The following is a 21400-nucleotide window of genomic DNA, read 5'->3' on the forward strand; positions in this document are numbered from 1 at the left end:
GTACTATTTAGTAGTCTCAATCTTCTAATTACTCTAAATAAATTCTTATTCTAAATCATCTCGATTGATTCAAAAGGAAATCTTATGCTATTGCAAGGACAACGATTTGTCGTAACTGGCATCGCAAGTAAACTCTCTATCGCTTGGGCTATCGCAGAAGCGCTGCACCGCGAAGGGGCTTCACTAATTCTGACTTACCCGAATGATAAAATCAAAAAACGCGTCGATATGGCCGCTGAAAAATTTGAAGCAGATTTGGTTCTAGAATGTGACGTAGCTTCTGATGAGTCAATTGCTGCATGCTTTGAGCAAGTGACTGCTCACTGGGGCGACGGTATTAATGGTGTGGTACATGCCATTGGTTTTGCACCGATGGATCAGTTGGATGGCGATTTTGTCAATGCCACGACTCGTGAAGGCAGTCATATCGCGCATGATATCTCTAGCTATAGCTTCGTTGCATTGGCTAAAGCGTCTCGTGAGTTACTAGCGATGCGCCATGGCTCTATGTTGACATTGACCTACGAAGGCAGCATTTCGGTATTGCCAAACTACAATGTCATGGGTATGGCAAAAGCCAGTTTAGAAGCCAGCGTTCGTTATTTAGCCACGTCTATGGGCGGTGAAGGTATTCGTGTTAATGCGATATCTGCAGGTCCTATCCGCACGCTAGCGGCTAGTGGCATTAAATCTTTCCGTAAAATGCTCGATATCAGCGAAAAAATTGCGCCACTACAGCGCAACATCACACAGACAGAAGTAGGTAACGCCGCATTGTTCCTATTGTCGCCTTGGGCATCTGGTATCACAGGTGAGATTATGTTCGTTGATGCAGGTTTTAATACAGTTGCTATCAGTGAGCAGTTGATGATGCTTGATGAACCAGCACAGTAATTGTTATAAATGATTCGTTTGATAATAGAAAAGACAGCCAATTGGCTGTCTTTTCTAGTTATACTATGAGTCTTTTTGGCTACGTGCTTTTTTTAGCAGTGTGCACTTTTAGTTAAGTGCTTTTGAGCGAGGGATATGATAACCAAGTTACCAAAGTGGATACTATGGGGCGGGGCGGTATTGGCATTTAGTGCTGGTTGCGTGAATACGACGGCATTAATGGGGTTTGCCAATTTATCAGTGTCGCATGTCACGGGCAATGTAAGCTTGTTTGCAGCAGCAATCGCTCATTCAGACGCGCGTAGTATTTTATATATTGGTACCTTGTTGCTGTCCTTTTTGGCAGGGGCTATACTAAGCGGCTTTGTCATTGGACAGACATCATTGAAACTCGGTCGTCGTTATGGGCGAGCGCTATATCTAGAAGCAGCACTACTGTTGGTGAGTTATTGGTTATATCAGCAGCATGATTACTTGGGGCAATTAGCAGCAGCAATGGCATGTGGACTGCAAAATGCGATGGTGGCAACTTATAGTGGGGCGGTCATTCGTACCACCCACTTGACAGGGTTGACATCAGACATGGGTGCAGCAATCGGTAATTGGCTTGCTGGTCGCTCTATTAGTAAGCCAACCTTGGGGTTTCAAGCTATTATTTGGTACTGCTTTTGCGGTGGTAGCGCAGTAGGCGCTTTCTTATTTGCAAAAGTCAGCTATGATGCTTTGTTTGTTCCCATCGCCATTGTGTCGACAGCAGCATTTATATATAACTATGTCTCAGATCACCTGCCAGAAGTGAGAGAACCAAAAAAAGATAGGCGCTTATCATAGTGATAAACGCCTATCGTGCCTATTATTAACCGTATTGGTTTTTGCATGTTTATTTAGGTGTAGAATAGCGAGCTATCAAAACATGCTTTGGTCTTATTCTTTATGATCTTCGTGCTCATGCATCCCTTGCATCATATCGAGCATAGAGTCGTCAGTACGTTGTTGATCTTCTTTGGCTAGGCCATCTTGATTGATGTCTTTTGGTGCCATTTTGGTCGTTGAGTCCGTTTTATTTGAGTCTGTCATAAAGTACTCCAGTGTTTTTATTTACTTCTTAATAGAGATGTTTTAATTAAATCTTTATTTGTTGACGCTCGTATTTAGTAGCGCCTGGCTTTTATTTAACTTATCTAGTATGCAATGTGGTCATAGTCTTGTACATATACAGAGTACACTTGTTTAGTGACTATGTGTAACTAATGCTGCAATCAACCATGCAGCTAATAATAAAGCTGATCACGTGGTTAACGACTAAGTTTGCGAATTACTAGCATAAGTTGTAGAAAAGCGAGTTTCGACGTATATATCTCAAGTGATGTCTGCAGATAATTAGATTTACCTCAGTGGTCATATGTATTATCAAAATACACTAACCAACCATTTATGTTTTATTTTTAGGTTTCTTACACCGTCTTTGATTCAATAAGGACATTCTATGTCAGAGCAAAAGCTAGATAGCCATCTTCCTAATGATGGTAATGAATATTTATTTACTGATACTTTCCCAAAAGGTACAGGCAAAGGGCTAATTGTTGTCGCTATTGCCGCGATTATTGCGTTGATTATTTATAATGTGTTGCCGTTCGATATCAATGCTAATAAAGGTCTCGCAGTCCTGTTTTTTATTGGGGTACTTTGGCTTACAGAAGCTGTGCACGTCACCATAACAGCGCTACTTGTCGTAGTAATCGGTGCTTTGGTTGGCATACCAGACTTCGATGCTGAAATCGGTCTGCAAAGCTTTGCCAATCCTACTATTTATCTGTTCTTTGGTGGTTTTGCCTTGGCAGCAGCATTGCATGTGCAGCAGCTAGATAAAAAAATCGCACTAAAGATTCTATCGATGTCTGGTGGCAAACTGAGTACAGCTGTATTTTTGATATTTGGTGTGACGGCATTTTTGTCGATGTGGATATCGAATACTGCTACGGCTGCGATGATGCTCCCATTGGCACTCGGTATCTTGACGCAAGTTGATCGTGAAAAAGACCGCGGTACGTTTGTTTTTGTACTATTAGGTATTGCTTATTCAGCCAGCCTTGGTGGCCTAGGTACGATTGTTGGTTCACCGCCCAATGCTATTGCCGCAAAGGCGCTCGATATTGCTTTTGTAGACTGGATGAAGTTTGGTATTCCGATGATGTTGGTACTGTTACCATTATTGTTGGGTGCGATGTATGTGTTCCTAAAGCCGAACCTAAATCGTACTATTGTCCTCGTTGATGATGCGCCAATTGCTTGGAACAAGCCACGTATCGTCACTATCATCGTCTTTATCGTTACGGCATTGAGCTGGATATTCTCCAAAAAGATCGGAGCAGCTTTAGACATCACGGATACTGATGCCATCGTTGCACTATCAGCAGCTGCAGCAGTAGTGAGCTTAGGGTTGGTATCTTGGAAGCAAGTATCAGATAATACGGATTGGGGTGTGCTCATGTTGTTTGGTGGTGGTATTGCGCTATCGACAATTTTGAAAGTATCTGGGGCGTCTTTGGTACTAGGGGAAACCGTAGCAACTGCGTTGTCTTCGGCACCACTTATTGTTGTGATGATGGCAGTCTCAGCATTTATTATTTTCTTGACAGAATTTGCTTCCAATACTGCCTCGGCAGCATTGCTAGTACCTGTATTTGCCGCTATTGCAGAGCAGATGGGTTTGCCACATGAAGTGCTCGTATTGGTCATCGGTATTGGTGCATCGTGTGCCTTTATGTTGCCAGTTGCCACACCGCCAAATGCTATTGTGTTCGGTACAGGTTTGATCAAACAGACAGAAATGATTCGTACAGGTATCATATTAAATATCATTGCTACTATCGTTATCGGGCTATGGGCGTATTTTTTCTTGATATAATCAAGTAGTCATTACAATCCTAGTCATATCTGCTTAGTATAAATGAAACCCCGATGTTCAAGACAAATTGAACGTTGGGGTTTTTTATGGCTTATCATATGAGCTAACGGTATAGAATGTTTATTATTAACGTCATATTATTAAATGGATTTGATCACATGACACAGTACTTATCAAAAGCAATTAGTCTCATAGTAATAGGCGCAATTGCTGTGTTAATGATATTTATAGCAAAATGCTGGGCACCTGATCGTACCGTCGCTGAGCTAAAACAATGGCAACTACCCAACAGCGAATTTATAGACATACAAGGTATGCAGGCGCATGTGGCGCAGTCAGCTAATTGTCATGTAAATCGTGGCAATACAGCTGAAAAGAATCAACCTGAAACAATCGTTTTATTGCATGGTACATCGGCAAGTTTGCATACATGGGAGGGCTGGACCAAGGCGCTGTCTGATCAGTACTGTGTCGTGAGCATGGATTTGCCAGGGTTTGGTTTGACAGGTCCTTATGTGGACGAGAGCACGCAATATAACAGCGAAAATTATGCGGCGTTTGTCATTCAGGTGATCGATCATTTGAAATTAGATCGTGTTACGCTAGCCGGTAATTCATTAGGAAGCAAGGTAGCGTGGCGTACCGCAGCTTTGCATCCTGAGCGTGTCAGTCGATTGATATTGGTAGACTCAGTTGGTTATCCAGCAACGCCAAAACATATTCCTATTGGTTTTAAACTTGCTAAATATCCAATGATGTCATCAATTCTAAATCGTATCCTACCCAGAAGTGTTGTTGAGAAAAGCGTTTTAAGCGTGTATGCAGACAATAGCAAAGTAAACGATGCCTTGGTTGATAGATATTATGAATTGACCTTGCGCCAAGGTAATCGGCAGGCTTTGAGTCGTCGCCTAAATGAGAGCGATGATGCCAGTGACCAAGCGCAGATAAAGCAGCTAGACATACCGACTTTGATCTTATGGGGTGCAAAAGATGATCTTATTCCTGTAGAAAACGCCGCGTTATTTCATAGAGATATACGTAATAGTCAGCTTAAGATATTTGATAACTTAGGTCATGTACCGCACGAAGAAGATCCGTTAGCAACCGTTGACGTTGTAAAGCAGTTTTTGATTAGTGAGCTAGGAAATGGATAACTTAGGAAAGAAACAGATAACAACCATCGCTGCGATTTCAGATATTCATAGTAATGTCTACGCTCTTGAAGCTGTGCTTGCGGATATAAGATATCGAGATGTTGATCAGATTGTCAATCTTGGTGATATTTTATACGGGCCAATAGCACCTCATGCTACCTATGAGCTATTAATGGAAAATCAAGATGATATTATTACCATTAGAGGCAATCAGGATAGGCAGATTTATGAAGCCACTACGGCAGAAATTGCTAATAATCCAACCATGGGTTTTATTATCAAAGATCTCTCTAAAAAAGCGATTGAATGGATGCGGTCTTTGCCATTTGATTTTCATGTCAGTGAGGATGTATACCTCTGCCACGGTTCACCGACCGATGACATGATATATTTACTAGAGGATATCGAAACGGGTCAACCAATAGTGCGTAATGATTCGACTATATTGGCGTTACTCGATGGTATTGATAATGATGTTATCTTATGTGGTCACACACATATCCCACGAACAGTAGTACTGTCGTCAAGACAAACTATTGTGAATAGTGGTAGCGTTGGCTATCCAGCTTACGAAGATGATTTGCCTATTATTCATAAGATGCAAACTTATTCGCCTCATGCTAATTATGCTCTTATCAAGTGTATTGAGACTCAACAAGGTAAATATTGGCAAACTGAGCATGTCAAGGTGGCTTATAACCATGAAGCAGCAGCAAATATGGCTCTAAGAAACGGGCGTGAAGATTGGGCATTTGCATTGAAGACGGGTAGAGTGGTTCCAGTATAACAGTACTTAAAAACATTCTATCCTAGCAATGACAGCATTACCTTTAGATTAACTATGAATTTTGATTTAATAGAGATTACGTAAAATGCTAACACTATATATGGTTCAGCTTGGCGGTCGTCCTAAAGGCCGTCTGATTGAGCAACACGATATTTTCTTTGGCGCAGCCTATCAAGTGAGTGACTTGATAGGAGATATCAATGAGCATTGGCCTGAGGTAAAAAATAAGTGGCATATTGATTCATATCGAGCAATTACCAAAGTTAATGATTACACTATCAAACTTATTGAGTCAGACGAGCAAGTAAGCAAAAATACTGATTTGGAGTTATTCTTTATCAATCTAGGTGGCTATCAGCAGGGTAGTTTTGAAGAATTCCATTATAAGCTACTCATCGTTGCACCTAACCAAGCTGACGCCATCAAACAAGCGAAGAAAAGTGATTTCTATAAGCAGTTTACTTTTAAAGATGAAACGTCACCTTTCAATGCAGCTTCTCATATTGATGATAAGTTTGCAGTAGATATAGATGACATATATAACGTAAACGATCTTATCTCCAATGTTCAGCTTTCGATTGAGCCTATTAGTGCTACAGATGAGCTGAATGCTAAAGAAGACAAAGAGTACGTCGGCTATCTAAGCATCAAGAATTTAAAGAAATTGGCCCTATAATAGGTTTATCTAAATTTTATAAAAGTAACCCAATACACGCCTGATTAAATGAACTTAATGGATAGCTTAAGTTTGGATACGTTCTGTAATGTGTGATAGTTTCAGCATTATTGATACAAGAGCAATCAGGACTCGACTAACTTGAATCATGCCCCAATTACCCCCATAATCTAACCACTTCTACATAATAAATAGCCTAAGTAAATATGCCCAATACTTCTGAGAATGAACCAAAAATGCCTAGTGAAAGCAGCGTTGAAGAAATAAATAAGACGACAAATCCAAATGACAGCCACTCGAATAACAAGTTCAGCGACGATAGAACTGCTGTTCAGACTAGCATTGCCTCTGATCTACCAGTACTTGCTAAAGACAGTTACTACTTAAGCCGTCTTGAACGAGAGCTGGCACGTGCTGCTGTATCTAAGAATAAAAAATCTAATCATGATTCTAAAGAAAAGAACAATTCAGATGATGTACTCGCCAAGAAACGTGCTGAGTACGAGAAAATAAAGACACGTTCTCAAGAAGCTGTGCAGGCACGTATCGATAGTATTCCAAGTGATTTACCTGCCAAGCTAAATCTAGATCTACCCGTTAGCCAGCGCGCAGAAGACTTAGTACAAGCGATTATCGATAATCAAGTCATTATTGTCGCTGGTGAGACCGGTTCTGGTAAAACGACGCAGTTGCCTAAGCTTGCGATGCTAGCAGGGCGCGGTATTACAGGGCAGATAGGGCATACACAGCCAAGACGATTGGCTGCTCGTAGTGTGGCAAACCGTATCGCAGAAGAGCTAGGTGAGCCATTAGGTAATACGGTCAGTTTTAAGATTCGCTTTAATGAGCAAGGGACAGCGCAATCTGTTGTAAAGCTCATGACGGATGGTATCTTACTCGCTGAACTGGGTCACGATCGGTTTTTGAGTAAGTACGATACGATTATTATTGATGAGGCGCATGAACGTAGCTTAAACATCGATTTTATTATGGGTTATCTCAAAAAGATGCTGCCCAAACGCCCAGATTTAAAAGTCATTATTACCTCGGCGACCCTCGATACTAAGCGCTTTAGTGAATACTTCAGCCGTTATGACAATAAGCTCAAACGGCAAGTTCCTGCGCCTATTTTTAATGTAGAAGGGCGTAGTTTTCCTGTAGAAGTCCGTTATCGTCCGTTGACAGATGAGCCAGTAAATAGCTCAGAAGATGACAGCTACGATGATTTTGAAGAGAACCTGCCGCGTGCTGTGGTTGCCGCTGTTGAAGAGTGCTTTAGCGATGCGCAGAGTAAAGGTCATGCCGATCAAGCTGATATCTTAATATTTGCCGCGACTGAAGCCGAGATTCGTGAGACGCAAGAGGTGCTTGAGCGTCATGGCCCGCGCCATACTGAAGTACTGCCACTATTTGCACGGCAGACTTACGAAGAGCAGCAGCGTATCTTTCAACCATCGGGTCGAGGTCGCCGTATTGTTATCGCGACCAACGTTGCTGAGACTGCATTGACCGTGCCGGGTATTCGCTATGTGATCGACTTGGGTTTTGCACGGATTTCGCGTTACTCATATCGCTCGCGTGTACAGCGCCTACCGATTGAAGCAATTTCGCAAGCAGCTGCCAATCAGCGTAAAGGTCGCTGTGGCCGTGTTGCTCCAGGTGTTTGTATTCGTCTTTATAGTGAAGAAGATTTTAGTGGCCGCCCTGAGTTCACTGAGCCTGAGATTCTACGTACCAACTTAGCGTCAGTAATCCTACAAATGGCCAATCTACGTCTAGGTAGTGTGGATGATTTTGAATTCATTGAGCCGCCTGATAGCCGATTGGTTACTGATGGTCATAAATTGCTAGATGAATTGGGCGCTATTACTTCCAAGAAAGATACTGCTGCTCAGGACAAAACCAACAAGCCAAAAGCGAGAAAAGGACTTGATCATCTGCGCTTGACAGCAACTGGTCAGAAAATGGCACGTATGCCAATTGATCCAAGGCTAGCACGTATGCTGGTGGCTGGTTCCGACTTTGATTGTATTCGCGAAATGCTAATCGTTGTGGCCGCGCTCGCTGTACAGGATCCACGTGAGCGGCCTGCCAATAAACGCACGCAAGCGGATCAAAAGCATGCGGTCTTCCGTCAAGACGACTCTGACTTTTTGTTTTATCTGAGTCTATGGAAGGCGCTGTTTGAAAAAGATGAAGACGGTAATAAACTGTCTGGCAATCAGCGTAAGCAGTTTGCTAAGAAGAACTATTTAAGCTTCCCGCGTGTACGAGAATGGCATCAGACACACCGTCAATTGGTACAAATGGTCACTGAGCTGAAGCTAACTGATGTTAATGAGTCAAAAGCTGCTGATAAAAATGTGGCTGTCAATGATCCGACAGCGATCGAAGATGAAGAGTTAAAAGCAGTCAAATATGCCAATCTGCATAGAGCATTATTGACGGGTTTATTGTCTATCATCGCGCATAAGACCGAAAGCCGCGGTGAGTATTTGGCGGCGCGTCAGCAAAAGGCCAAGATATTCCCAGCCAGTACGGTGTTTAAACAAATACCACCTTGGGTGATGGCGTTTGAAATGGTGGAGACTTCACAAGTCTTTATGCGTACTGTTGCCAAAATCGAACCAGAATGGATTATTTCAGCGGCAGGTGATTTGCTGAAATATCATTACTTCGAACCACATTGGTCCAAGAAAACAGGACGCGTCAAAGCCTACGCACAGATTAGTTTGTTTGGGCTGATTATTATTAGCAAGCAGCTGACCAATTATGAGCAAGTTAACTTGGTTGAATCACGAGAGATATTTATTCGTGATGGCTTGGTAACTGGTAACTTTGGGCGCAATGCACCATTTCTACAACATAACATGGATAAGATTGCTCATGTTGAGCGTATCGAGGACAAACTTCGCCGCCGTGATTTGTTGGTAGATGAAGAGACGCTGTATCAGTTCTATGATAAGAAAATTCCTGAGCACGTCGCTAGTCGCAAAGCGTTTGAGGATTGGCGTGCAGAAGTTGAAAAGCATGATGCCAAGCATCTATTCTTTACCGATGAAGATGTACTTAATAGCCAAGCGCCGACCACAGGGGACTTCCCAGAAGTGTGGAAGCTGGGCGATCTAAAGCTGCCACTCCGTTATATCTTTGATCCCGCCAGTGATGATGATGGCGTGACCATACGTGTACCGCTTGCCGCATTACCGCAGCTCGATGCGATTGAGCTACTGTGGGGCGTGCCTGGTTGGCGCTATGAGTTGGTATTGCAACTGCTCAAGTCACTGCCAAAGGAGATACGTCGTCAAATCGTACCGATACCCAATACTGCAGACAGTTTGTTTGATGAGTTGCAGCCAAAGGGTGGACAAGGATTGCTGAAGCAGCTGTGTCAGGCATTACATCGTCGCGGTATTATGTCGGTGACGCCAGAGAACTTCAATCCATCTACGATTGATCGTTATTTGCAGCCACAAATCTGCGTGGTCGATGAGAAAAACCGTATCATCGAAAAAGGTCGTGATCTGCAAACCCTACAAATTCGTCATGCATCTGAGACCAGTCAAGCGGTAAATGAGCAGCAAGGCGTGCATACTGAGTTCCCTGAGCATTTTGCTTTTAGCAAAAACCATCATAGCGCAGGTGTGGTAATGAAACAGTTTGCAGCGCTTGTCGCTGATGAAGCGGGAGAAGCTGTATCGATTCATCAATACACTGATGTCAATGCAGCACTTCAAGCACATCGTATTGGGGTGCTGACTTTAATCAAAGGCAAACTTGGTGCAAAGAAAAAGCAGCTAACGAGCCAAATCGACAGTATATTTAAACTGGCATTTGCGCCACTTGGCGACATGGATAAACTCAAAACGATCGTTATAGATGCTGCGTTAGACGCGGCTCTCGAAGAGCACTATGTCTTATTTGATCACTCTGAGAGTTTACCAGAAAGCGCTGATGACATCGCAGTCGGATTGAGCGAAGAGCTACCGTTTACCTCTGAGGAGTATGCCCAGACTCTCGAAGTGGTAGTCAATAACTTCTTATTAACTGGTCAAAGCGTCATCAAAACGCTTAAGAATGTCTACACTCGTTGGCAACATATTCGCCAAGGGTTACTGATGCTAGATCGCGAGATATTTGGTGAGTCTATCGATGATATCGAAGATCAGTTGGAAGATTTACATTTGGCAGATTTTGTTTATCGGATGGATTATAGCCATTGGCAACAGTACCCACGCTATCTTGAAGCGCTACAGATTCGACTAGAGCGTTTGGAGCACAACCTCGACGCTGACCTTGATGGTGTATACGCGCTTGATTTGCATATGGAGCGGCTAGCAGGACGTGCGGACAAAGAGGCCATCAGTGAGTATCGCTGGATGGTGGAGGAATACCGTATTCAACTGTTTGCTCAGCCTATGAAAACTCGTGTGGCAGTATCGCCCAAGCGTCTAAGCAAAATGTGGGACAAGGTGAGTTAGGCTAAATTTTAGTTTTGTATGGTACGTTATGTTATAGAGCATACATCAATTTCAAGATATGGGCTCTATAACTAAGCGTTCTAAATGCAATATGTTACCTACTAAATTAGATATCAATCTCAAACAAAAGGACGATTAAAATGTGGGATGAACGCTATAGTGGCACAGAGTTCGCATTTGGCACCGAACCTAATGATTTTTTGAGAGAGACATTTGAGCAGATACCTGTAGGTGGACACGTACTTTGTCTAGCAGAGGGAGAGGGTAGGAATGCAGTATTCTTAGCTGAGCAAGGTTTCAAGGTAACTGCGATGGATATGTCCGAAGTAGGGTTAAACAAAGCGAATAAGTTGGCCAAAGATAGAGGGGTAGCTATTACTACCCAAGTAGCTGATTTAGAACATTATAACTTTGGTCAGGATAAATGGGACGCTATAGTTTCTATCTGGGCACACGTGCCTGAAACGGTACGTCAATACGTACATGCACAAGTTGGCACCGCTCTCAAGCCAGAGGGAGTATTTATCGTCGAAGCTTATACAGAACGACAGCTTGAAACAGAGGCAGTCGGTGGACCACCAGCCAGTCAAAGTGAACGTTTTGGCGCTTTAGAGAACTTTCAAAATGAGCTTGTAGGGCTGAACGAAGTGATTGGTGTAGAGAAGTTGCGTATGGTATCAGAAGGAAAGCGGCATCAAGGGCTTAGCGCTGTAGTACAGTTTGTTGGCAAAAAAGTTAGCAACTAGCCGTTGTAAGTTAAATCTATTAGTCGTTTTAGTAGCTATATACATAGTTAGAGAAGCTAGTTCGCAAACTATCTTCTCTATAAGCTATTGATGTCTGATAATTAGCGACTGGTATCTAATGACTAGTATTTAATGATCGGTACTTGATAATTGACACTTAATGATTGGTACTTAATGGCTAATCTTTTCTGTCAGTACACCCATGCTATAAAGTACATAGGCAATCACAGTTAATGCGACGATAAATGGAGTAAGCATCCAAATCACAATATTGATTAAAAGTGATGGTAACAATCCATTGAACAGCTCAATATCTGGTGCGAAAAAATCGGTCATGACATCGACTGCACGCTTAGCAATAGGGAATAGCAAGGTGCTGAAAGCTAACATATAAATGTACTTACTAAAGCCAGGGTCACTCATGACTACCATAAAGTAGAACACTGTAAAAAACGTGATGCCAAGTGCCCAGCATTTGAGAGTGTAGCTTAAACGAATCATGTTATCTCCTCCCTAAGCTTTCTATTGATCGCTTCACATCGATCGTACGCAGAGTAAAGCTGCTCCTATACATTCATTATTTTAAATATATATAATATGTTATAATACGAATATATGGTCACGTCAACCAATTTTTCTATTTATTTAAAATAGTCCATAAATCATTCAATTTAAAAATGATGTTTTCTGGGGAAGAATTCCATAGATATAATAGAAAATAGCCTAAGCAAATTAAATTTATCCTATTAGAAAATAAAATTATAACTACAACTCATTACTCGGACTTAGACCAAAAAACCGCTTATATTCTCGGCTAAATTGACTAGGGCTTTCGTAGCCTACTTGCATCGCTATTTGTGATATTTGCGCCCCATGCATCTTAATTAAGCGTCTGGCTTCCATTAAACGTAAGCTTTTCTGATACTGTAACGGACTCAGCTGGGTTATTTCTTTAAAGTGCTGATGAAACCCTGAGACACTCATGCCGCATCTACTAGCTAAGCTTTCAACCATAATAGGTTCATCTAGATGTGCCTTTATCCAGTCAGTCGCTTGGGCAATGCGGTGTGTATGGCTACCGCTAACGACCAATTGCTTAAGTTTGTTGCCTTGCTCAGCCAAGAGTAGGCGATAGTATATTTCTTGTTGAATTAAAGAAGACAGAAAATCAATATCGTTTGGATAATCAAGCAAGCGTATCAATCGATCAAACGCGTCCATTATGGTGTCATCTAAGTGCCACTTTATTCCTAAATGACTGCCTGCTACTGGGTGTGTGGTCGGTATCTGCGCTAATACATCTCTAATCATAGCTAAATCTAATTTCATTGATAAAACAATGACAGGGTTCTTTATCGAAGCGTGCTTGATATGCATACTTAGCGGTATATTAACTGGACAGAACATCAAGTTACTATTGTCAAACCTTTGACAGTCAGCACCCAAGTAAATCTCTCGTTCACCTTGCAGTACAATACAAATACTTGGCTCTTGAATATAACTCACGGCTTTGCTTGGTTTGTCCGCGCAGTAAAAGAACAAGCCTGAAACAGCAGATTCAATAGTTTTATTTCTAGGTAGTACTGCTAAAAGTTGGTCAATAGTCGTTTGATTCATCACGAGTGCTTATTTTATAAGATTGCCTGATAGTATAAATATTTGTAGGATTAGGCAAGAGTTATAGAGGTTTGTTCTAACGTATAAGTGCAGAGGATTCTATAATAATTTCATCGCAACAGCGTAAGTACGACCTCTAATAATATGAAACAAGGAATAATTAATCATGAAAATATTTTATAAAACGCGCGCAACCGCTACTGGTGGACGTTCTGGCCATACTGGATTAGACGATGGTTCTTTAGGATTTGACCTGGTATCTTTTCAAGAGCAAGACAAAGAAGGCGTGAACCCAGAACAGCTTTTTGCCATGGGTTACGCGGCTTGTTTTGATAGCGCTTTGAGCATGACTGCACAGCACATGAAATTGCCTGTTACCGCTTCAAAAACTTCTGCGCAAGTGGGTATCGGTATGAAAGCTGACGGTAGCTATAACTTAGAGATAGAGTTGTCTGTAGAAGTATCAGGTATTGATGAAGCGCAGGCGCAGCAGTTGATCGAAGCCACGCATCAGGTGTGCCCGTATTCTAATGCTACTCGCGGCAATGTCGATACTCGTCTAGAAGTGACCGTTGTTTAAAGGCTGTTGCGTACAGACGGTTGTTTAAAGACTAGTGACCGTAGACTAGCAATATTAAAATAATAACTCGAATACATAAACGCCCCGATTTATAAGAGTCGGGGCGTTTTATGTTGTCCGGTAACGTAATTATCTGGAACCTTTTCTGAGCAACTTGGCTAATGATAGGTTATTAATAGCCTTATTTTATACCGGTACTTTTTTATTTAAGGTAAACACCAAGACCGCGCCCAAAATGACTGTGCTTGCAACTATAAATGGCAAAGTTAGTTGCTCAGATAAAAACACCACACCTAGCAACGCAGCAATCACAGGGACACATAGCTGAACGATAGCGGCTTGTGTGTTTTTCAATAGTGGCATCGCTGTATACCAGATACTATAACCCAACCCTGAGGCGATTGCTCCTGATGCACAGGCGAGTAGTACACCTTCAGTGGTAATGTCCTCCAAATTGATATTTTTCAAACCTAAGTCATCTAGATACGTCATACCTACCAGTAATAGTATAGGCACAGCGACTAAACTACGCACAAAGTTAAACCCTGTCGCTCGTAGCGGTGAGATACATGATTTGCCGCGTATACTGTATATTCCCCAAGCTATGCCGCTCATAGCCATTAACGCTGCTGCTAATGGTGACGGTATGGCAGCCGATGGCAGCATCAGATATACAAACCCTGCAACTGCAACGACAAACGCTAACCACTGTAGTGTGCTTAACTGCTCTTTTTTGTAGATACCCCAGCCAATCATCGTCAGCTGAACCGCTGAAAACAAAATCAATGCACCAGTGCCAGTATCCAGCTCTACATACGCAATTGAAAAGCACAGCGCATAAATCACCAAGCTGACGCTACTCAACCAACTGCCTTTATCATTTAATATAGCGTGGACGGTAGGTTCGTCATGATTAGACGTTTGGCGTCGCAGTCTGTAAGCATGTACAGCCATGATAAAGATCAAACAGGCAGTCGCACTGAGCAGACGAATGATCGTAAAACTCCAAGCATCGATGTAGCCTTCTGCCAATGCCATTCGGCAAAACAGAGAGTTTGCGGCAAAGGCGATTAACGCAATAATGGTATAAATAGTGGCTTTCAAAAGTAATTCCTACAATGAATAAATGGCACAAAACAGGCAAACATAGGATTTTAGTTTTAGGTCTTGAGATACGTTGTTATAACGAACGCTTATTTCTTAGCAAAGATAATAGATTGATAACTGATTAATCTAATCCATAGCTGTCTCACAGGACAGGATATTTTGTCGTACTTATGGAAAAAAGTCTCTTTTAAATCAGAATAACGATAGTTGTATTGACGATAAGGTCTAAAAATAGGGATGATGTGCTTCGCGTCAAACGAACTGTTAGAACAACATTCATTAAAAACAATAAATTAGATAAATAAATAGGAAAAGATAGTATGAATTGGGCAAGTATTTTTATTTATGACACAACTTGGTTGTTTGCCGTAGAAATTTTAATACGTGTCACTGTAATGTTTGTATTAATTATCACATTTTTGCGATTCACTGGTAAGCGCGGCGTCCGTCAGCTCTCTATTTTTGAGCTGACCATTATTTTATCGCTAGGCTCTATTGCAGGTGATCCTATGTTCACCGAAGACCTGCCCATTATCCAAGCGGTACTCATCATGGGTACGGTCATTTCACTCTATAGGCTGTGTACTTGGGCGATGATGAAGTTCCAGCCTTTTGAGGACCTGCTAGAGGGGCGCTCAATGTATATTGTAGAAGATGGCATGCTGGTGCTTGATAAAATCAAAAAAGGTGAGATGTCACACGATGAGTTTTTTGCTGAAATGCGCCAACAAGGGGTTGAGCATTTAGGTCAAGTACGTGTCGGTTTGCTCGAAGCTGATGGCAATTTTAGTATTTTATTGCATACCTCCGAAAAGACAGACTACGGGATGCCGCTTTTCCCCAAGCAATACCGACCGGTCGAGCAAGTAGAAGCAGGGGTTCATTATGCTTGTATGTATTGCGGTTATGTTGATGAAATCTCTGACCCTAATCAGTGTTGCCCGCGCTGCGAGGATAATTGCAATAACTGGGCTAAAGCGTTAAACAATCATATCGTCAAATAATATAACGATTAGCTGCCTTACTTAGCTCAGTTAATAAGCTAAGGCAGCCAAATGCTTTTTTCCTTTAAAATTTCAATTCAAAATAAAGAAAGTAGGTTAAGAGGTATGCATAATTTACGTGACTTTGTACCAGTCGAGTTTGCGAGTCATCACCATTACGCAAGCAAGTATCACAAAGCAGAATATCGCACCCAGTAACAGATTGAGATCTTCTGTACTTAAAATACCGAAAAATGCAGCGTATAGCCCAGCAAGTGTCGCGGTAAAGATTACTGCCCGTTTGAAACCACCAAATACATAGTAGCTATACCAGCCAATAAGCCCAACACAAGCACTGGCCGCTACCATATAGGCTTGCCAAAATGCGATTTGTTCTGCAAGCGGCAGTAATAAGACATAAAAGACAAATAGTGCGCAGCCGACTAACAGATACTGAATAGGGTGGATGCGACTTGATTTGAGCACTTCAAATAAAAAGAAAGTACCAAACGATACCAACATTAATAGCAAGGCGTACTTCATGGCTCGTTCAGTTTGTAGATAGACATCATTGGGGCTCGCAAAACTAACGCCAAAGCTGTTTAGCAGAACACTTTGATTACTACCAGCTACTGCTGCACTGTCTGTCGTCGGATTTCTTGATGCCTCAAACGAATTAGGATTGTACGAATGACTATCGGTATTGAGCGTTGATTCACTTATGACAGTACATTGCTGGTTAGGCACGCTGAGACATTGAGAGAGGTACTGATTGTTTGCAACGGTTAAATACTGATTTTGCCAACTGGCATCAAATCCTTTAGCGGTAATACTCTTGGTATTTGGTAATGCTTTACCGATGAAGTTTGGTGTCTGCCAGTCACTGTGCATAGACAGAATAAAGTTCTGCCCAGTTGGGACAGTTGTTACATTACTAATGCCAGCTAATGGCAAGTCGATCACAATATTCAGCGCTTGATTGTCTTTAGGATTAGATAACTGGCTATTTACCTCTGATTTATCTAGATTTTTATTTATTGAGCTTGTGGCAACAAGGCTATCTTTATTATGTTGGCTAGTAGGATTGATTAATTGCTCCAATATATCTTTAGGTATATCTACTTCGACATAGGTTAAGTTCTCTATCATTGGTATCTGCGGATAGTTTGCTGCAATTGATTTTTGATTAATTGTGACAGTAGGCAGGGTAGCGACACCGCGTAAGTCAGACACAGGAATGATAAGTTTTGCTTTATTCCAGTGGATAATGGTTTTGGTTAATTGCGTTTTGTCTGTATTAAGAGATATACCGACTGAATCTGCATCATCGTCAATTGTAGTGCCAACCTGATCTAAATTTTCTAAAGTCTCATCAAGCGTATAACTTTGATCGAATGTCAGTTGACCATCATAGCTAGTAGCACTATAGATACCGCGTTTATAAGTGTCTGTGTTTACTTTTAGGTTTTGTACAGCCTGCGTCTGAGAGGCAAAAATCGTCTCAATCTTCGAGTATGACGGTTCGCATTTGCTCTTTATATTTGGTGTATCAGATGCATCTGACTGACATGCTGGTGTGACTGTCGTAGGAATAGCTATAAATGGATTAATCACTTCTTGTGGATTGACATGCTGCTCGCTGATTTCTTTTATCACTGACTCTGCGTAGTACTGCCTCTCGTATATGATATCGCCAATCATAGTGAGACCAATCAAAAAGACGATACAAAGTCCTACAATGATAGATAACTTAGTCAATAATGTTTTTTGCATGTTTTCGCCTCCTAAGTGTCTTTAATCCACAGCTGCCGAGATAGCAGACCGTGGTTTTAAAAGACATCATAGAGAGGGCATGAAGAGAAGATGTGCAGGAAATATGGAATAACTGTGAAAGGGTAAAAGTTGATATTACTGGATAATTATTTTTTGATTATTAATGTTTTTAATGCTTTTTCGTGTCGCCAACGACTTTATCCATAATAGCGAATAACAAGCCAGAAAATACAAAGGTCATATGAATAATAACCTTCCACATGAGTTTGTCGGCATCAAGTTCACTCATTCCGCTAGAGATATCCATAAAGGATTTCAAAAGGTCAATCGCCGAGATAGCGACAATCGCTCCGATGACTTTGAGCTTTAGACCAGAAAAGTCCACTTTGCCCATCCAGCTAGGACGATCATCATGGGTACCAGTATCGATTTTTGAGACAAAAATCTCATAGCCACTGAATATAATAATAAGCAGTAAACTAGCAACCAGAGAGATATCAACCAATACCAATATATCTACAATCACACTGGCTTCAGAGGCCGTCAGAATGTCAGCGAACATGTGCCATAGCTTTTGGACAAACTTAATAAATAATAAAATAATGCCTAGCACTAATCCTAGATAAAAGGGTGCCAGTATCCAGCGGCTATTAAATATGGTTTTTTCTAAATAAAGCTCAAACTTCTTTAGCATGGGTATCTCTTAAGTCTTAAAGAATAAATAACGTTGATTATGGGTATGGTTCATTTTAGCTTTAGTCAGGCGATATATTATCTATATCAGCGAGCTGCGCTACTACTTGCCGAACGCGCTCTTTTCTATCGCCACTAATGCGTTGAAATGGTTTTTGATGCTTGCTCAATTGATTGGCGAAATAAGCACTTATCTCATCGCGTTGGTGTGGACTGTCTCGTAGGTCATCAGCCACCCAAGGCGTATCAACATCAGTCAATAATATCAAATCATAATGATGCGCCAACGCTGCTTGCTCAAGGATCGTAGGGCAGTCGCCATAATACCAATAAGAATAAACCATCAGCTCAAACAAACTGGTATCGCAAAACAAATAATGACGGGCATTATTCGACTGAGCGACCTGTTTGGCCAAGGTATTCTCTAGTGTAACCTGCCCCTGTGCGATAGGTAGTAGATCCTCCCACGTACAAGTCAGCTGCTCGTCGTCCCATTTTACTTGTAAATAGGTACGCATATATTCTGACACCCATGGACTATCAAAATGCGCGGCCAAATCGCGACATAAGGTCGTCTTACCCGTACTTTCTGCCCCTAAGACCGCGACTTTGATGACGGGTTTAGGCGTATGCTGCTCGAGGTTGTACACGGTAGCGTCGTTGCCATTCATAGTATGCCCAGATTGCAATAAGAGTGAAGACTACATATTGTAGCGCGGTAAAAGTAAAACCTTTATAGAAGTATAGCGGTACCGATATCGCATCAGCGATGATCCAGAGTAGCCAATGCTCAATCTTGCGCCGTGCCATGAGCCACATTGCCATCAAAAATAAAGCCGTAGTGAGCATGTCAGTATAATCGACCCAAGTAAATAGATGGATTCCAAGTGCCGCACCATCGAAACTAAAGCCATTATTAATTACGGGACGGAAATAATAAACCAATCCTACAAAAGCTATCGTTCCTGCTGCCAAAGCAGAAAGTATAGGGATGTCACCTGCATGTAAATGTTCAATACGGACGTCATTGGTATTTGACTGCTTGTGCTCAACAGACTGGTTTTTCTTGTTCTTTGACCAGTTAATCCAGCCATACAAGCTCATCACGGTATAGTAAGCATTGATGAACATATCGCCAAACAGCTGCCACTTCCACAGTAGGTACACAAATATAGCAGTGCTAACCAATCCAATAGGGAAGACTAAAATACTGGTTTTGCTGGCGAGTAAGACACTTGCTACGCCGAAAACAACAGCAATCAATTCAAGAATGATAAATATCGTAGAGTAGTCAGCGTATTGACCAAATAACCAGTTGAGAAGTTCTGCCATTAGCATTCCTAAGTATGAGCGTGTATCAATGTTCTGAATAATTAAGATAGTTCGATGAGTAGTACAGAATAAATGATGCCAATTATAACGTAGCTACCGAAAAAGGACGGCAGTCTTTGCTAATTTATGGCAAGAAACAGATTATTTGTAACAAAGTATTAGAAAAATTATAATATTCAGGCATAATAAACACACTGATTTTAAGTTTACAGTTATTCACTGAATTTGAATGGCTATTATTTTTCCACTTTTATGCTTATTCCAAGCACCACAGTAGTAGACAAGGAAGCTTATCATGACGACTTGTATCACAGGCACTGGTCTTTATATCCCACCTTACAGCATTAGTAACGAAGAGCTAGTTGAGTCATTTAACCAGTATGTTGAAAACTATAATACCGAACATGCTGAAGAGATAGCTGCAGAGACAGTGACGGCACTTGAGCCTTCTTCAGCTGCTTTCATCGAAAAAGTATCTGGTATCAAATCACGTTATGTGATGGAAAAAGAAGGTATCTTAAATACTGAAATCATGGCGCCAGTTATTCCTTACCGCAACTTGGGCGAAGAGCTGTCGGTAATGGCCGAAATGGGTGCAGCAGCACTTAGAGACGCTTTGGCGGATGCTGGACTTGAGGCCAATGACTTAGACGGTATCATCCTTGCTTGCTCAAACTTTCAGCGTACTTATCCTGCGGTGGCTATCGAAATCCAAAACGAAATTGGTATGATTGGCGGCTTTGCTTATGATATGAACGTTGCATGTAGTGCGGCGACTTTTGGTCTGTCACAAGCACATGGTTCTATCATCTCTGGTTTGGCCAAACGTATTGCTGTGGTCAACGTTGAGATTACCTCAGCGCATCTAAACTGGCGTAACCGTGACAGCCACTTTATCTTCGGTGACGTAGCGACCGCTTCTATCGTTGAAGAGTTAGATACGCCAAAAGGTTATGAGATTCTAAACTCTAAGCTATTCACTCAGTTTTCGACCAATATCAAAAACGAATATGGCTTTATGGATCGCTCAGAGTATCTAGCAGCGCAGACTGAAATGTATCCAGATATCAAAGCACCAGTCACTGACAAGCTGTTTTTGCAAAACGGTCGTAAAGTATTTCGTGAAGTCTGTCCAAAAGTGTCAGAGATCATCACTGAGCACTTGCAAGAAAACGACATCCCAACATCTGATGTTAAGATGATGTGGTTGCATCAAGCCAATGCTAATATGTTGGATTTGATTCTACGTACCGTGGTCGGTAAAGATGCCGATAAATCAATTGCCCCAAGTGTTATTGCTGAATTCGCCAATACCAGCTCAGCGAGTCCTATGATTGTGTTCCATCGCCACAAAGACGACTTAGTATCAGGTGATCTGGGCGTTATTTGCTCATTTGGTGCAGGTTACTCTATTGGATCGGTCTTAGTTCGCAAGGTCTAATACTTTAACTACCTGTCCTGATAAAAATAGCTAAGAATATTCTTAGCTATTTTTTTGTCTGTTGTTTTTGCTATTGAAATTGAGCTGTGACATCTAAATATAAACAGGGATGTTTGAGAAGATAATGTCGAGATTACCGACAATATCAACAAGAATGATTAGAGGTTTTAATTTACCCCAAAAAATTTGCTATAATCACGGGCTTATTCCTCTTATCCAATTAAA

19 protein-coding genes are annotated in these 21400 nt (G+C 41.6%); 11 read left to right on the plus strand and 8 right to left on the minus strand.

All coding sequences use genetic code 11. The annotated features are described in order from the left end of the window. Window positions 1-84: 84 nt before the first annotated feature. Together ACTXGF_RS20030 and ACTXGF_RS20035 are read left to right on the plus strand one after the other, a co-directional pair. Complete coding sequence (locus ACTXGF_RS20030) at window positions 85-894, plus strand: enoyl-ACP reductase FabI (RefSeq protein WP_341609266.1); 810 nt, start codon at window positions 85-87, stop codon at window positions 892-894. A gap of 135 nt (window positions 895-1029) precedes the next feature. Further along, on the plus strand, window positions 1030-1725 hold the full coding sequence (locus ACTXGF_RS20035; RefSeq protein ID WP_443534303.1) for a YoaK family protein: 696 nt from the start codon (window positions 1030-1032) through the stop codon (window positions 1723-1725). A 93-nt stretch (window positions 1726-1818) separates the two neighbouring features. On the opposite strand, the gene ACTXGF_RS20040 is transcribed toward ACTXGF_RS20035, so the two are convergent. Beyond that, window positions 1819-1971 (minus strand): hypothetical protein, encoded by a 153-nt coding sequence (locus ACTXGF_RS20040; protein ID WP_166739249.1) that lies wholly within the window; start codon window positions 1969-1971, stop codon window positions 1819-1821. Between the two features lie 409 nt (window positions 1972-2380). Here ACTXGF_RS20040 and ACTXGF_RS20045 point away from each other — a divergent pair, with 409 nt between their 5' ends. From ACTXGF_RS20045 to ACTXGF_RS20070, 6 genes are all read left to right on the plus strand, one after another. Next, window positions 2381-3802, plus strand: coding sequence for an SLC13 family permease (locus tag ACTXGF_RS20045; protein ID WP_341609267.1), 1422 nt, complete (start codon window positions 2381-2383; stop codon window positions 3800-3802). A gap of 218 nt (window positions 3803-4020) precedes the next feature. Continuing rightward, window positions 4021-4959 (plus strand): alpha/beta fold hydrolase, encoded by a 939-nt coding sequence (locus tag ACTXGF_RS20050; protein ID WP_443534351.1) that lies wholly within the window; start codon window positions 4021-4023, stop codon window positions 4957-4959. Beyond that, window positions 4952-5746, plus strand: coding sequence for a metallophosphoesterase family protein (locus ACTXGF_RS20055; RefSeq protein ID WP_443534305.1), 795 nt, complete (start codon window positions 4952-4954; stop codon window positions 5744-5746). Before ACTXGF_RS20050 ends, ACTXGF_RS20055 begins: the two co-directional genes overlap by 8 nt. An 85-nt stretch (window positions 5747-5831) precedes the next feature. Continuing rightward, window positions 5832-6422, plus strand: a complete 591-nt coding sequence (locus tag ACTXGF_RS20060; protein ID WP_443534307.1) for a DUF1543 domain-containing protein — start codon at window positions 5832-5834, stop codon at window positions 6420-6422. 206 nt (window positions 6423-6628) lie between these two features. After that, the gene (hrpA, locus tag ACTXGF_RS20065; RefSeq protein ID WP_443534309.1) at window positions 6629-10903 is read left to right on the plus strand and encodes an ATP-dependent RNA helicase HrpA; all 4275 of its coding nucleotides are present in this window, start codon (window positions 6629-6631) and stop codon (window positions 10901-10903) included. 140 nt (window positions 10904-11043) lie between these two features. After that, window positions 11044-11649 carry an SAM-dependent methyltransferase gene (locus ACTXGF_RS20070; protein ID WP_443534311.1) on the plus strand — a complete coding sequence of 202 codons (606 nt, stop codon included), beginning with the start codon at window positions 11044-11046 and terminating at the stop codon, window positions 11647-11649. Between the two features lie 171 nt (window positions 11650-11820). Here the strand turns inward: ACTXGF_RS20070 and ACTXGF_RS20075 are convergent, their stop codons facing one another. Together ACTXGF_RS20075 and ACTXGF_RS20080 are read right to left on the minus strand one after the other, a co-directional pair. After that, on the minus strand, window positions 11821-12150 hold the full coding sequence (locus tag ACTXGF_RS20075) for a hypothetical protein (protein WP_102091713.1): 330 nt from the start codon (window positions 12148-12150) through the stop codon (window positions 11821-11823). Window positions 12151-12414: 264 nt separating this feature from the next. Continuing rightward, window positions 12415-13266, minus strand: coding sequence for an AraC family transcriptional regulator (locus tag ACTXGF_RS20080; protein ID WP_296209964.1), 852 nt, complete (start codon window positions 13264-13266; stop codon window positions 12415-12417). A gap of 166 nt (window positions 13267-13432) precedes the next feature. On the opposite strand from ACTXGF_RS20080, the gene ACTXGF_RS20085 reads away from it, so the two are divergent. Then, entirely contained in the window at window positions 13433-13846 is a 414-nt protein-coding gene (locus ACTXGF_RS20085; RefSeq protein WP_160021698.1) for an organic hydroperoxide resistance protein, read from the plus strand. A 186-nt stretch (window positions 13847-14032) separates the two neighbouring features. Here the strand turns inward: ACTXGF_RS20085 and ACTXGF_RS20090 are convergent, their stop codons facing one another. Beyond that, window positions 14033-14950: a DMT family transporter gene (locus ACTXGF_RS20090; protein ID WP_443534312.1), complete on the minus strand. Its 918-nt coding sequence runs from the start codon at window positions 14948-14950 to the stop codon at window positions 14033-14035. 323 nt (window positions 14951-15273) lie between these two features. On the opposite strand from ACTXGF_RS20090, the gene ACTXGF_RS20095 reads away from it, so the two are divergent. Further along, entirely contained in the window at window positions 15274-15957 is a 684-nt protein-coding gene (locus tag ACTXGF_RS20095; protein WP_443534314.1) for a DUF421 domain-containing protein, read from the plus strand. Window positions 15958-16071: 114 nt separating this feature from the next. Here ACTXGF_RS20095 and creD read toward each other — a convergent pair whose 3' ends face one another. The 4 genes from creD to pnuC form a co-directional block, all read right to left on the minus strand. After that, a complete protein-coding gene (creD, locus tag ACTXGF_RS20100) occupies window positions 16072-17709 on the minus strand; it encodes a cell envelope integrity protein CreD (RefSeq protein ID WP_443534315.1) in 1638 nt (545 codons plus the stop codon). 169 nt (window positions 17710-17878) lie between these two features. Beyond that, the gene (locus tag ACTXGF_RS20105) at window positions 17879-18403 is read right to left on the minus strand and encodes a TIGR00645 family protein (RefSeq protein WP_298807645.1); all 525 of its coding nucleotides are present in this window, start codon (window positions 18401-18403) and stop codon (window positions 17879-17881) included. A gap of 61 nt (window positions 18404-18464) precedes the next feature. Then, window positions 18465-19052, minus strand: a complete 588-nt coding sequence (locus ACTXGF_RS20110) for an ATP/GTP-binding protein (RefSeq protein WP_443534318.1) — start codon at window positions 19050-19052, stop codon at window positions 18465-18467. After that, entirely contained in the window at window positions 19024-19734 is a 711-nt protein-coding gene (gene pnuC / locus ACTXGF_RS20115; protein WP_443534320.1) for a nicotinamide riboside transporter PnuC, read from the minus strand. Before pnuC ends, ACTXGF_RS20110 begins: the two co-directional genes overlap by 29 nt. 295 nt (window positions 19735-20029) lie before the next feature. Here pnuC and ACTXGF_RS20120 point away from each other — a divergent pair, with 295 nt between their 5' ends. After that, on the plus strand, window positions 20030-21175 hold the full coding sequence (locus ACTXGF_RS20120; RefSeq protein ID WP_057760302.1) for a beta-ketoacyl-ACP synthase III: 1146 nt from the start codon (window positions 20030-20032) through the stop codon (window positions 21173-21175). Window positions 21176-21400 lie beyond the last annotated feature (225 nt).

It is taken from the genome of Psychrobacter sp. 1Y6, from assembly GCF_052258385.2.
In the GTDB taxonomy this organism is placed as follows: Bacteria; Pseudomonadota; Gammaproteobacteria; order Pseudomonadales; family Moraxellaceae; genus Psychrobacter.